The organism is Thioalbus denitrificans (genome assembly GCF_003337735.1).
Classification (GTDB): Bacteria; Pseudomonadota; Gammaproteobacteria; order DSM-26407; family DSM-26407; genus Thioalbus; species Thioalbus denitrificans.
Map to the genome: position 1 here is coordinate 222474 of NZ_QPJY01000004.1, position 12102 is coordinate 234575.

Below are 12102 nucleotides of genomic sequence, written 5' to 3' on the forward strand. Positions count from 1 at the left end.
ACCGCGCCCGCCCGGGGCGCCCCCTCCCCTTCGTGCGGGAGGGGGCAGTGGCTGCGCCGGATCAGGCCGCCGCGGACAGCTCGCGGCCGCCCAGCAACTCGCGGTTATGGCGGTCCTCGTCGAACCGGCGCCCGAGATGCCGCACCAGCGCCTCGGCGTTCTGGCGCGCATTGCCGAGGCAGGTGGTGGCGCCCGGCGAGGGCGTGATGCTGAACAGCACCCCGTTGCCGGGATTGATCACCGCCTCGCCCAGCATCAACCTGCGGCGGGTACGGTCGATGACCTGCGGGCGCAGGCCGCCGATGCCGTGGGCGTACTCCAGCTCGCCCTCACGCAGTGACGGGATGATCTTGCGGGCATCCTCGGCGAACAGACGCCGGCGCAGACCCGGCACCTCGAACAGCATGTTGCGAATGATGTAGTTGCGGATGTCACCGTCGCGGAACAGATCCCACAGGGCCGCGGCCACGGCCCGGTCGGGCTTCAGCACGCGCAGGAAGTCGAGGTAGGTGCCCTTGCGGTAGCGCTCCAGCTTCGGCAGCACCAGGGCGGTGGGACCGAGCCGCGTCCGGCCGGGCACCGCCAGGTCGGGGTCGGCGTGGAGGGCAGCGAAGGGCAGCTTCGGATTCTGCACCGTGTAGACCTTGCCGCGCATCTCGCGGGGGATGTAGTAGAAGCTGCCGGCCACCGGCAGCAGCCCGTAGTCGAGTCCATGGCCCATCCCGTGGGCCAGCAGCAGGCTGTGGGCGCCCGCGCAGACCGCGACGCTGCGGGCATGGAAGATACCGTTGTCGGTGCGCACCCCATAGCCGTCATCGGCGGCGGTGATTCCAAGCACCCGGTTGTTCAGGAACAGGTCGGTGCGGACCTCCGGCCGGCGCCGGGCCTGCTCCACGAAGGAGGCCGACAGGCCGCCGTAGTCGATGGCGCACACCTCGTTCAGGGTCCCGCTGGCGAGAATCGGCTCCCGGCGCGGGCGCCCGTCCACCAGGGCCACGTCGGGCTCCACGGTGGCGATGCGCCGCTCGTCCCACAGCTCCATGTAGGGGAAGACCGCCGAGAATTCGGCATGGCGGCGGGCGATCTGATCCACCTCCGCCTCCCCCACCCCGAGCACCATCTTGGGGTAGACGCTCATGTGCCGGCGCGCCTCGGGGACAAGCTCGCCGTAGCGGAGAATCATGTGGGCGATCTGCTTGACCCTGGCCGCCTTCTCCAGGGTGTAGTTGGTCTCGATGTCGCCGCAATGGAGCGTCTGGCTGTTGGCGCGGGAATTGGAATTGAGCGCCGCGATCCCGTCGTACTTCTCGATGAGCGCGATGGACTTCACATCGGTGTAGCGAGCCAGCGTGTACATCAGCGCGGTGCCGGATATGCCACCGCCGACGATGATCACCTCATAAGTCTGCCTGCTCATACGGACCTCCACTCGGCAACGGTTGTGGACGAAGGTTCGCCTCTTTATTTCCTACTGTTCCGCTCAGCTTTGACCGCGATGGAAGCGCAGGATTCCTTCGCGATTTCCGCTGTTCCATGCGGGAAAACCGAGGCATGCCGGCCGCCCGGTTGTGCCGGGATGCCCGCCGGAATCAGCCCCCGGCGATCAGCCGAAGAGCCACTGCAGCAGACCGATGGCCAGGGTCGCCACGGCCAGGCAGAGAAGGCAGGCGAGCAGGAGCTTGAGGGGAGTTGTCACGAGACCACACCGTTTGACGGGATCACCGTGCGTCAGCATCGCCCCAGGAGGTCGGACGAGGCAACCTCGGAATGGGGGGCGACGGGATGCCGGCGTGTCTCTCCCACGGCGCCTGCTGCAGCGCAGCACGAATAATACCGCAATATTAATGCAATGCAAAAAAAACGGCCCGCCCATGGCGGACCGAATCAGATCACAACATCGGAAGAATGAAACGACGGCAGATTAACCCTGGTGACACGCGAGCGAATTGACCTGCCTCAAGTGATACGATTTTATTAATTAATCATTTATTCATGTTTCACCTTGTCGGCTGCAGACCGTGCGACAGCGGCAGCCGGAGGCCCATCCACCGGCCATAACGATATCGATCAGGAATAAAAAAACCCGCGCATGGGACGCGCGGGTTCAAAAGGACTGCCAGATGGAGGATAGACCGTGATGGTCTGGAAACGATGCTACAGCGGCCGTCATTCCGTTGGCGATGACAATCCGCAATGGGCCCATTGATCGATCAGAATGAGCCTTGGGCGGCCAGGGAAAACAATGTGGACAGTTGAATAGACCCGAATGACCCACGGCGGGATGCAGCATAGCCACTCCCCGTCTGGTCGGGAATCCTGACAGGGACAAACCTCCGAGGTGCGGAGAAATGATTGTCAACAACTATCGCTCAGATAACAAAGAACGATTTCATCTATCTATCAGCACTCGATAAAGTACATCCCAAGCCAGTAACCAGTAACCAGTAACCAGTAACCAGTAACCAGTAACCAGTAACCAGTAACCAGAGAGGACACCATCATGCAAGAGCTCAACAACGCCGCACCGTCCATGCCCCGTCTCAACGAGCGCGCTCCGGAGTTCGAGGCCCCCACCACCCACGGCATCAGGAAGCTCTCCGACTACGAAGGCAAGTGGCTGGTGCTCTTCTCCCACCCGGCGGACTTCACCCCGGTTTGCACCACCGAGTTCGTCGCCTTCTCCCGGGCCCATGAACAGTTCCAGGCGCTCAATTGCGAACTGCTGGGGCTGTCCATCGACAGCACCTTCTCCCACATCGCCTGGGAGCGGAACATCAAGGAGAAGTTCGGCGAGGAGATCCGCTTCCCCATCATCGCCGACCTCTCCATGCAGGTGGCCAGGGCCTACGGCATGATCCAGCCCGGGGCCAGCGACACCTCCGCGGTGCGCGCCACCTTCATCATCGACCCCAAGGGGGTGCTGCGGGCCATGGTCTACTACCCCATGTCCAACGGCCGCTCGATTCCGGAGTTCCTGCGCCTGGTCATGGCGCTGCAGACCTCCGACGAGCACGGCGTGGCCACCCCCGAGGGCTGGCAGCCCGGCGACAAGGTCATCGTGCCGCCGCCGGCCACCGCCGCGCAGGCCGCGGCCCGCGAGGCCGAGGGCTACGAGTGCACCGACTGGTACTTCTGCAAGAAGGCTGTCTGAAGCACCGGCAGTGAGCCGATCCACGGGCGCGGGGCGCGAGCCCCGCGCCCGTTCTGTCCAACGAAAACGTCACTCGAAGGCCCCACCCTCCATGAACATTGGTGAGATCACGTTGCGCAGGGCCTCGGCCGATGACCTCGCCGCCATCAACCGGGTGATCGAGGCCGCCATCATGGGCTGGCAGCTGCCCGAGCGGGTGAAGCGCCTGTCACTGCCGGCCTACCGCTACGCGGTCCATGACCTGGAGAACCTGGTGGTAGGCGAGGCGGCGGAACGGGGCATCGTGGCGGTCGCCGCCTGGGAGCCGGCCGGGCCCGTTGACGCGCCCGCGGGCATGCAGGCGCTGCTCCTGCACGGCCTCTATGTCCTGCCCCCATGCCAGGGCAGCGGGCTTGGATCCCGGCTTCTGGTCGCCGCCGAGCGCAGGGCACGGGAAGGCGGCTTCGACGGCCTGCTGGTGAAGGCGCAGGCGGAGGCCGCAGGCTTCTTCGCGGCCCGGGGCATGGTGCGGCTGGCGGTGGAGAACCCCCGACGGGACTATGCCCGGAGGTACTGGAAGCGGGTGTGATGCTCCGATGTGCGGGAAACCCGCGCCGGCCGGCCCGCAGGCGGACACCGAAGGATGCGCCGTGCGTACCTGGAGCGCCGCTCTGCAGGCGCCTGAACGAGGGTATCCTGGCGGAGAACCGCTCACAGTGCGCGCGGGGATGCCGCGGGGTGCAACAGTGGAGCAGGAAGGAGGTGTTGGCATCCGCGGGCGCGGAAAATGGCGTCCCCTAGGGGAGTCGAACCCCTGTCGCCGCCGTGAAAGGGCGGTGTCCTAGGCCTCTAGACGAAGGGGACGTTGTACCGCTTCAACACGACGGGGGCCGGCTAGGCCGGCCCCCTGAAACTTGGTGGAGCTAGACGGGATCGAACCGTCGACCTCTTGCATGCCATGCAAGCGCTCTCCCAGCTGAGCTATAGCCCCGTAGCGTTGAGGCGCGCATTATGGTCCAGCTTTTTAGGGCTGTCAACCCTCTCCATGACCGCCCGGCGACCGTTTCCGATCGCCCGCCGCGGACGGGTCTCCGCGGCGCCAAGGGACCGCGCGGTGCGGATTGCAGCCCTGTGCGGACGGCGCCGCATCCCGTCCCCGGACTTCTCCGCAGACGCCGGGATCAGTGGTCCGTGCCAGCGTAGATCCACAGGGGCGTGGTGCCGCCGGCGCGCTCGAAGCCGCAGCGGCGGTAGAACTCCACCGCCCCGCCGTCGGCCACCAGCAGCTGCTGGTGGAAGCCGCGGTAACGGGCCATGAGCCGCTCCACCAGCCGCCGACCGATGCCCCGCCCCTGGTAGTCGGGGTGCACCAGCAGGTGGGGGTAGTAGACCACCAGGTGGCCGTCGGACAGGGCATTGCCCAGCCCCACCAGCCGCTCCCCGTCCCAGGCGGTCACCAGGGCGTCGGAGTTGAGCAGGCCCAGCCGCAGCCGCTCGGGCTTCTCCGCCGCCGACCAGCCGACAGCGCGGTAGAGGGCCACCAGCGCCGCCGCGTCCGGCTCCGCCGACTCGCGGTAGACGATTTTCCCGTTGCCCATCAGCCTCCTCTCCCGGTGAAAACAGACTCCGCGCCAGTGTAACCGCCCGTCGCGACGCCTGCCCGCGCCGCCGGCGGCGGAACCGGCATTTATCAGTTTTTCATGATTTTGTGATAGATTGCCGCCCTCAATTTTCAGCGCGCCTCCAGAGCGTGTCCGTTACACAGCCGAGAGATTCGAGGTTCCCCATGCACGACAACCGCACCACCCTCACCCAGTTCCTCATCGAGGAGCAGCGCCACATCGCCGGGGCCACCGGCGACTTCACTTCCCTGCTCAACGACATCGTCACCGCGTGCAAGGTCATCTCCAGCATGGTGAACCACGGCGAGCTGATGGGGGTGCTGGGTCAGGCCGGCAGCGAGAACGTGCAGGGCGAGGACCAGAAGAAGCTGGACGTCATCTCCAACGAGGTGTTCCTGAAGACCAACGAGTGGGCCGGCCACCTGGCCGCGATGGCCTCCGAGGAGATGGAGGCGGTCTATCCGATCCCGTCCCACTACCCGAAGGGCAAGTACCTGCTCACCTTCGATCCCCTGGACGGGTCCTCCAACATCGACGTGAACGTCTCCGTGGGCACCATCTTCTCCATCCTGCGCTGCAAGGGAAACTGCGTGAACCCCACCGCCGAGGACTTCCTCCAGCGCGGCACCGAGCAGGTGTGCGCCGGCTACGCCCTCTACGGCCCTTCCACCATGATGGTAATCACCACGGGCAACGGGGTGAACGGCTTCACCCTGGACCAGAACATCGGCGAGTTCATCCTCACCCACCCGAGGATGACCATCCCCGCCGCCACCCGGGAGTTCGCCGTCAACGCCTCCAACATGCGCTTCTGGGAGCCGCCGGTGCGCCGCTACGTGGAGGAGTGCCTGGCCGGCAGGGAGGGTCCGCGCGGGGAGGACTTCAACATGCGCTGGATCGCCTCCATGGTGGCGGAAGTGCACCGCATCCTCACCCGCGGCGGCCTGTTCACCTACCCCTACGACGCCAAGATGCAGGCCAGGGGGCTGGAGGGGAAACTGCGGCTCATGTACGAGGCCAACCCCATGGCCTTCATCGTGGAGCAGGCCGGCGGTGCCGCCTCCACCGGTCGCCACCGCATCCTCGACATCCAGCCCTCCAGCCTGCACCAGCGTGTACCGGTGATCCTGGGTTCGAAGGAGGAGGTGGAGCGGCTGGCCGCCTACCACGCGGAGCACGACCGCGGGCAGGCGGCCTGAGCCCTGCCGCGACCGGCGGCGGCCGCGCGCCCCCCGGTCGCGGCTCATCCGCAATCCGGCGCCAGGACCGCGGCCGAACCGGGCGCCGCGCCCTACGGCCGCTCGTGACGCCGGAAAAAGGCCCAGATCGCCTCCGCCCCGTCGAAGTCGTTGTTCTTGCGCCCCAGCAGCCGGGGCAGCTCCGGCGTGTCGCTGCCGGGGAAGTGGTGCCCGCCCCCATCCACCCGGTACAGGATCACCTCGCAGCCGTTGTCCGGATTGGTGTAGCGGATCACCTCCACCCGGCTCCCGTCGCGGGCGTCCCGGTCGGGCAGGCGGGTGAGCGTGGGTACCGGCCGACAGTGGTTGTGCGCCACCCAGAACCGGACCGTGTCCGGGGTGGAGGCCACCTCGCCGCGGCTCTGGCGGAGGATGGTCACCGCTCCGCCCGCCCACGGCACCAGGGGATCCCCGGTGCCGTTCATCACCAGCACCGGCAGCGGGGCATCCGGCCGGCAGCTCCGCAGCACCTCGAGCGGCATGGCGGCGATCACCGGCGCAATGGCGGCCAGGCGCCGGCCGAGTTCGCAGCCGAGCCGCAGGGTCATCATGCCGCCGTTGGAGAGCCCGGTGACATAGACCCGGCGCGGATCCCCCCGGTAGCGCCGGAGCACCGTGTCGATGAGGCCGGCGATGAAGCCCACGTCGTCCACCGCCGCGCTCTCCCGCCCCTGCCGGAAGGTCGGCCCCCGCCCGTCGTTCCAGCGCGCCCCGACACCGTTGGGGTAGACGGCGATGAATCCCTCCCGATCCGCGATCCGGTTGTAGCTGGTGCGCCGCGCCAGGTCGTCGCCGGCCGTCCGGCCGCCGCCATGGAGCACAATGACCACCGGCCGCCGTTCCGGCCGGGCCGCGCCGGCGGGCAGATGGAGATAGTAGCTTCGCTCCCTGCCGTCGTGGACGAGGGTGTGGAGCGAGAGCCCGGCGTCGCGCGCCGCGGTGGCGCACACCGGCGCCAGGCAAAGGAGCGTGGCCAGGGCGGCCGCCCAGCGGCTGACACGCGGATTGATTCCCTTCATCACCAGCGCCTCCCGGGTTCCGGGCGGACCCGGCGCACGAGCCCGCCCGCCGCACTCAGCCACTCAATCGATCGCCCGCACCGCGGCGCAGCGGTCCTCCGGCTCCTCGATGCCGAGAATCGGGTACATGTAGGCCCGCTCGCAGGGCTGTCTCTGCTCCAGCAGTTCCAGGAAACCGGCCGCATCCAGGCCATCGGCAGCGGAATCCGGGCGGCGGATGGGCAGCGCGGCATCGGCACCGCCGTCCAGGACCCGCTCCAGGTAAACCCGGTCGTTGAACAGGATTGCCTCGTGCAGCGCCGTCATGCCTTCGAAGTAGGCATCGACCGCCTCGCCACGGGCGATGAAGTGGCCGATCAGCTCATGCAGGCGCTCGTCGCCCGCCACCGAGCCGCCCAGCCCCCTCCCCGCCCACAGGATCATCGGCATGTCGCAGACGGCCATCTCCCTGCGGAAGCCCGTGCAGCGTCCGTAGAAGAGCTCCGTGTTCTCCAGCAGCCAGACGGCATTCCCCGGCGTCAGCAGGCTGAGGGTCCGTCCGGTGTCCAGGGGGTTGCGGGTGAATCCGGAGTCATCACTTCCCGCGAGCGTCACCAGGCCATGGGCATCACCGGCCCACTCCCAGGTCCGGTAGAGAGCGTAGGACAGGTAGAGGGCAAGCCCCAGCAGGACCAGCAGCAGCAGTCGTCTCATGGCATGGCCTCGAACGCCGCCTCGGCGGTCGCCTTGCGAATACGGAGCCGCAGCTCGCAGTAGCCGTTCTCCACCATCGGCTCGTCCCCGCAGCCGCAGTTCCCCACGGTTTCGGTGTAGAACAGGCCGACGTTGACCCGGATGGAGTCCCCCTCCTCCACAGCGCCCAGGACCGTCGCCGTGACAGCGCCGAAATCGGCATAACCGCCACGGGGACTCAGCTCCGCAAGCGGCAGACCGGCGGGGCCGAGGCACGCAATTTCCCGGCACAGCGTCTGCGCGAAGGCTTCCGTACGCCAGGCGTCGCGGGATTCAGGGAATCTGGGCATCGGCGTCAGGCCACGGCCCGGGTCAGCAGGACGAGGTCGCCCGTATAGGGATGGCACGGGTGGGGCACGACGGCGCGCCGCTCGACGACGCGGTAGCCGAGGCGTTCGTAGAGCCGGAGGGCGCCCTGGTTCTGCTCGAACACCTCGATGCTCGCCAGGGAGCAGCCCGCCGCTTGCGCCAGCTCCGCGAGCGCACGGCAGTCCGCCCTGGTCGCCTTCCGGATATGCATGGTCGTCCACCCGCCTGGAATCTTCGGGAACCGCCCGGCCATCCGCTCACCCCCGCGACCGGGACCGGTACGCTCCCTATATGGCAGACAGGGGCTGCGGCGGCAAACGCCGGTGACAATGGTTTGCAATGATTCAGTTGCCGGTTGCCGGTATCCAGTCGCCGGGCGCGGGTCCGGCCGCCACGAATCCCGGTGCAGGCCGCGGCAAGTGCGCAGCTGTCACCCGGCAACTGGCAACTGGCAACTGGCAACTGGCAACTACCCTAGCGTCCCTCCTGCTTCGCCCAGGAGTCCCGCAGCGTGACGGTCCGGTTGAAGACCAGGCCACCCTCATTGCTGTCCCGGCTGTCGACGCAGAAGTAGCCTTCGCGCTCGAACTGGAAGCGGTCGCCGGCCCCGGCGCCGGCGAGCACGGGCTCGAGCTTGCAACCGGTGAGGACCTGGAGTGAGACCGGGTTGAGGTGCTCGATGAAGTCCTCCGCCCCCTTGCCCGGGATGGGTTGACTGAAGAGCCGGTCGTAGAGGCGCACCTCGGCATCGACGGCGTGCCGGGCGGAGACCCAGTGGATGACGCCGCGGGGCTTGATGCCCTCGGGGTTGCCCTCCAGGCTCTCGGGGAAGCAGGTGCAGCGCAGCTCGGAGAGCTCGCCGTTGTGCTCCCTCACCACCTCGTCGCAGCGGATGACGTAGGCGTTGCGCAGACGGACCGCCTCCCCCTTCACCAGACGCTTGTAGCTCCTGGGCGCCTCCTCGCGGAAGTCGTCACGGTCGATCCAGATCTCGGCGGAGAAGGGGATCCTGCGGCTGCCGAAGGCAGGATCCTTGGGGTGGTTGGCGGCTTCCAGCCACTCCTCGGCCAGGGCCAGGTAGTTGGTGAGGACCACCTTGAGCGGGCGCAGCACGGCCATGCGCCGGGGGGCGCTGCGGTCGAGGTCCTCGCGCACGCTGTTCTCCAGCACGCCCATCTCGGTGGTGCTGTCGGACTTGGTGACGCCGATGCGCTCGCAGAAATCGCGCACCGCAGCCGGCGTGTAGCCGCGCCGGCGCAGGCCGGCGATGGTGGGCATGCGCGGGTCGTCCCAGCCGCTGACGAAGCCCTCCTGCACCAGACGGGTGAGCTTGCGCTTGCTCATCACCGTGTACTGGAGGTTGAGGCGGGCGAACTCGTACTGGCGCGGGCGCGCCGGGGCGCTGACGTGCTCCACCGCCCAGTCGTAGAGGGGGCGGTGATCCTCGAACTCCAGGGTGCAGATGGAGTGGGTAATCCCCTCGATGGCGTCGGACAGCGGATGGGTGTAGTCGTACATGGGGTAGATGCACCACTCGGCGCCGGTCTGGTGGTGAATCACCCCGTGGCGGATCCGGTAGAGCACCGGGTCGCGCAGGTTCAGGTTGGGCGAGGCCATGTCGATCTTCGCCCGCAGGGTGCGGCTGCCGTCCGGGAACTCGCCGGCCCGCATGCGCCGGAAGAGATCCAGGTTCTCCTCCACGCCGCGGTTGCGGTAGGGACTCTCCTTCCCCGGCTCGGTGAGGGTCCCGCGGTGGGCGCGCATCGACTCGGCGTCGAGATCGCAGACGTAGGCCAGCCCCTTCCCGATCAGTTCCACGGCGAAGTCGTAGAGCTTCTCGAAGTAGTCGGAGGCATAGTAGAGGCGCTCCTCCCAGTCATAGCCCAGCCAGCGCACGTCCTCCTTGATGGACTCGACGAACTCCATGTTCTCCTTGTGGGGATTGGTGTCGTCGAAGCGCAGGTTGCACTTGCCGCCGTAGTCCCGCGCGATGCCGAAGTTGAGCACGATGGACTTGGCGTGGCCGATGTGGAGATAGCCGTTGGGCTCCGGCGGGAAACGGGTGTGCACCACGCCCCCCGGCACCCGGCCCGCGGCCAGGTCGGCGTCGATGATCTGGCGGATGAAGTTGCTCTTCTTTTCGGATTCGTTGGCAGCCATGGTGACCGGGGTTCCGATTTGTTTTTAAACCGCAGATTGACGTTGATTGGCGTGAATTCGTCAGGGGTCAACCGGGCGCCGGAGTAATACCACTGACGCGGAAAACCTCACCCTTACCTCAGACACCCTGCGTCTCCAATCAATCAACGTCAATCCATGTCAATCTGCGGTCGCTGATTGTCTTTAGTAATTGCCGGCCTCGGCGGCACGGCCCTTGACGAAGCCGATGGCGCGGTCGACGCGGCGCAGGGTCGCCTCGCGGCCCACCAGGTGGAGGGTAACGTCGATGCCGGGCGAGGCGGCGCGGCCCACGACGGCGACCCGCAGCGGCTGGGCCACCTTCCCCATGCCGAGTTCCAGGGCTGCGGAGACCTCCGCCACGCAGCCATGGATGGCCTCGGGGGTCCACTCGGGCAGGGCCGCGAGGGCGGCGCGGACCCGCTCCAGCGGCTCCAGGGCCACGGGGCGCAGGTGCTTCTTCGCCGAGGTCTCGTCGTAGTCCTCGAAGTCACGGTAGAAGAAGGAGCTCAGCTCGGCCATCTCCACCAGGGTCTTGGCCCGCTCCTGCATGGCCTTGACCACCTCGATGAGCGCCGGGCCCTCGCAGGGATCGATGCCCAGCGCCCCGATGTGGGGGCTCAGCAGGTGGGCGATGCGCGCCGGGTCGTCGTTCTTGATGTAGTGCTGGTTGAGCCACTGCAGCTTCTCCATGTTGAAGCTGGAGGCGGCCTTGTTGACATCGGTGACGTCGAACTTCTGGATCAGCTCGTCGAGGGAGAAGATCTCCTGGTCCCCATGGGACCAGCCGAGCCGGGCCAGGTAGTTGATGAGCGCCTCCGGCAGGTAGCCGTCGTCGCGGAACTGCATGACGCTGACCGCGCCGTGGCGCTTGGACAGGCGCGAGCCATCCGGACCCAGGATCATGGGCACGTGGGCGTAGCTGGGCGTGTCCCGGCCCATGGCGCGCAGGATGTTGATCTGGCGCGGGGTGTTGTTGATGTGGTCGTCACCGCGGATGACGTGGGTGATGCCCATGTCGGCGTCGTCCACCACCACCGTCAGGTTGTAGGTGGGGCTGCCGTCGCTGCGCAGCAGGATCAGGTCGTCCAGCTCGTCGTTGCTGATGGTGATGCGACCGCGGATGAGATCGTCGAACTCCACCACCCCGTCCTGGGGGTTCCTCAGGCGCACCACGTAGGGCTGGCCCTCGGGGTGGTCGGTGCGATGGCGGCAGTGGCCGTCGTAGCGCGGCTTGAGCTTGTTGGCCATCTGCTCCTCGCGCAGCGCCTCGAGACGCTCCCTGGAGCAGTAGCACCTGTAGGCCTTGTCCTCCGCCAGCAGCTTGTCCACCACCGCCCGGTACTCGCCGAAGCGATGGGTCTGGTAGAAGGGGCCCTCGTCGTAGTCGAGCCCCAGCCAGGTCATCCCCTCGAGGATGGCGTTCACCGACTCGATGGTGGAGCGCTCCAGGTCGGTGTCCTCGATGCGCAGGACGAATCGGCCGCCGTGCTTGCGGGCATGGAGCCAGGAAAAGAGGGCGGTTCTCGCGCCGCCGACATGGAGGTAGCCGGTAGGACTGGGCGCGAAGCGGGTGACAGTGGTCATGATGGTATCGGGTCGTCGCAAGCGGAGAGGAAAGCGGATCATTTTAACCGCGACGCCCCGGGGCCGCCACCTGACCGATTTCCGGAACTCTACGGGCTGCCGCAGAGGACACAGAGGGCGCAGAGAGATGTGCGGGTCATGGCAGGGCCGGCGCGGCTTCCGCAACGGACAACCGGAGGCCGTCTCCCGGGCATACCCGCCTGCACCCCGGCAACGTCCCCGCAGCGGTTCACCGGGGCGCGGGCATGGCCGTGTCCCCCGCTCCGTGGCCGCTGTGTCCTCTGGGG

At 67.3% G+C, this 12102-nt stretch carries 11 protein-coding genes and 2 tRNA genes; 3 read left to right on the plus strand and 10 right to left on the minus strand.

Annotation, left to right across the window (positions count from 1 at the left end; translation table 11 throughout):
- Positions 1 to 61: 61 nt before the first annotated feature.
- Positions 62 to 1417: an FAD-dependent oxidoreductase gene (locus tag DFQ59_RS10980; protein WP_114279742.1), complete on the minus strand. Its 1356-nt coding sequence runs from the start codon at positions 1415 to 1417 to the stop codon at positions 62 to 64.
- Between the two features lie 1083 nt (positions 1418 to 2500).
- Between DFQ59_RS10980 and DFQ59_RS10985 the strand changes: the two genes are divergently transcribed.
- On the plus strand, positions 2501 to 3151 hold the full coding sequence (locus DFQ59_RS10985; protein ID WP_114279743.1) for a peroxiredoxin: 651 nt from the start codon (positions 2501 to 2503) through the stop codon (positions 3149 to 3151).
- A gap of 91 nt (positions 3152 to 3242) precedes the next feature.
- Positions 3243 to 3719 (plus strand): GNAT family N-acetyltransferase, encoded by a 477-nt coding sequence (locus DFQ59_RS10990; RefSeq protein ID WP_114279744.1) that lies wholly within the window; start codon positions 3243 to 3245, stop codon positions 3717 to 3719.
- A 199-nt stretch (positions 3720 to 3918) separates the two neighbouring features.
- Here the strand turns inward: DFQ59_RS10990 and DFQ59_RS10995 are convergent.
- The 3 genes from DFQ59_RS10995 to DFQ59_RS11005 form a co-directional block, all read right to left on the minus strand.
- Positions 3919 to 3994, minus strand: a tRNA-Glu gene (locus DFQ59_RS10995).
- A 51-nt stretch (positions 3995 to 4045) separates the two neighbouring features.
- Positions 4046 to 4121 (minus strand) — tRNA-Ala (locus tag DFQ59_RS11000).
- Positions 4122 to 4311: 190 nt separating this feature from the next.
- The gene (locus DFQ59_RS11005) at positions 4312 to 4728 is read right to left on the minus strand and encodes a GNAT family N-acetyltransferase (RefSeq protein WP_114279745.1); all 417 of its coding nucleotides are present in this window, start codon (positions 4726 to 4728) and stop codon (positions 4312 to 4314) included.
- A 188-nt stretch (positions 4729 to 4916) separates the two neighbouring features.
- Between DFQ59_RS11005 and DFQ59_RS11010 the strand changes: the two genes are divergently transcribed.
- Entirely contained in the window at positions 4917 to 5951 is a 1035-nt protein-coding gene (locus tag DFQ59_RS11010; protein ID WP_114279746.1) for a class 1 fructose-bisphosphatase, read from the plus strand.
- Positions 5952 to 6043: 92 nt separating this feature from the next.
- On the opposite strand, the gene DFQ59_RS11015 is transcribed toward DFQ59_RS11010, so the two are convergent.
- From DFQ59_RS11015 to gltX, 6 genes are all read right to left on the minus strand, one after another.
- A complete protein-coding gene (locus DFQ59_RS11015) occupies positions 6044 to 7009 on the minus strand; it encodes an extracellular catalytic domain type 1 short-chain-length polyhydroxyalkanoate depolymerase (protein WP_114279747.1) in 966 nt (321 codons plus the stop codon).
- Positions 7010 to 7072: 63 nt separating this feature from the next.
- Entirely contained in the window at positions 7073 to 7702 is a 630-nt protein-coding gene (locus DFQ59_RS11020) for a hypothetical protein (protein ID WP_114279748.1), read from the minus strand.
- Positions 7699 to 8031, minus strand: a complete 333-nt coding sequence (locus tag DFQ59_RS11025) for a glucosamine--fructose-6-phosphate aminotransferase (protein ID WP_114279749.1) — start codon at positions 8029 to 8031, stop codon at positions 7699 to 7701. The genes DFQ59_RS11020 and DFQ59_RS11025 overlap by 4 nt, the downstream gene beginning before the upstream one ends.
- A 5-nt stretch (positions 8032 to 8036) precedes the next feature.
- A complete protein-coding gene (locus DFQ59_RS11030) occupies positions 8037 to 8261 on the minus strand; it encodes a GNAT family N-acetyltransferase (RefSeq protein ID WP_147275231.1) in 225 nt (74 codons plus the stop codon).
- A 263-nt stretch (positions 8262 to 8524) separates the two neighbouring features.
- A complete protein-coding gene (locus DFQ59_RS11035) occupies positions 8525 to 10210 on the minus strand; it encodes a glutamine--tRNA ligase/YqeY domain fusion protein (protein ID WP_114279751.1) in 1686 nt (561 codons plus the stop codon).
- Positions 10211 to 10393: 183 nt separating this feature from the next.
- Positions 10394 to 11815 carry a glutamate--tRNA ligase gene (gltX, locus tag DFQ59_RS11040; RefSeq protein WP_114279752.1) on the minus strand — a complete coding sequence of 474 codons (1422 nt, stop codon included), beginning with the start codon at positions 11813 to 11815 and terminating at the stop codon, positions 10394 to 10396.
- Positions 11816 to 12102 lie beyond the last annotated feature (287 nt).

What these genes read in the sequence shown, in the direction of transcription:
- DFQ59_RS11035 (WP_114279751.1), bottom strand. Translation starts at nt 10,210, where the DNA reads ATGGCTGCCAACGAATCCGAAAAGAAGAGCAACTTCATCCGCCAGATC.
- DFQ59_RS11010 (WP_114279746.1), top strand. Translation starts at nt 4,917, where the DNA reads ATGCACGACAACCGCACCACCCTCACCCAGTTCCTCATCGAGGAGCAG.
- DFQ59_RS11015 (WP_114279747.1), bottom strand. Translation starts at nt 7,009, where the DNA reads ATGAAGGGAATCAATCCGCGTGTCAGCCGCTGGGCGGCCGCCCTGGCC.
- DFQ59_RS10990 (WP_114279744.1), top strand. Translation starts at nt 3,243, where the DNA reads ATGAACATTGGTGAGATCACGTTGCGCAGGGCCTCGGCCGATGACCTC.
- DFQ59_RS11005 (WP_114279745.1), bottom strand. Translation starts at nt 4,728, where the DNA reads ATGGGCAACGGGAAAATCGTCTACCGCGAGTCGGCGGAGCCGGACGCG.
- DFQ59_RS11020 (WP_114279748.1), bottom strand. Translation starts at nt 7,702, where the DNA reads ATGAGACGACTGCTGCTGCTGGTCCTGCTGGGGCTTGCCCTCTACCTG.
- DFQ59_RS10985 (WP_114279743.1), top strand. Translation starts at nt 2,501, where the DNA reads ATGCAAGAGCTCAACAACGCCGCACCGTCCATGCCCCGTCTCAACGAG.
- DFQ59_RS11030 (WP_147275231.1), bottom strand. Translation starts at nt 8,261, where the DNA reads ATGCATATCCGGAAGGCGACCAGGGCGGACTGCCGTGCGCTCGCGGAG.
- gltX (WP_114279752.1), bottom strand. Translation starts at nt 11,815, where the DNA reads ATGACCACTGTCACCCGCTTCGCGCCCAGTCCTACCGGCTACCTCCAT.
- DFQ59_RS11025 (WP_114279749.1), bottom strand. Translation starts at nt 8,031, where the DNA reads ATGCCCAGATTCCCTGAATCCCGCGACGCCTGGCGTACGGAAGCCTTC.
- DFQ59_RS10980 (WP_114279742.1), bottom strand. Translation starts at nt 1,417, where the DNA reads ATGAGCAGGCAGACTTATGAGGTGATCATCGTCGGCGGTGGCATATCC.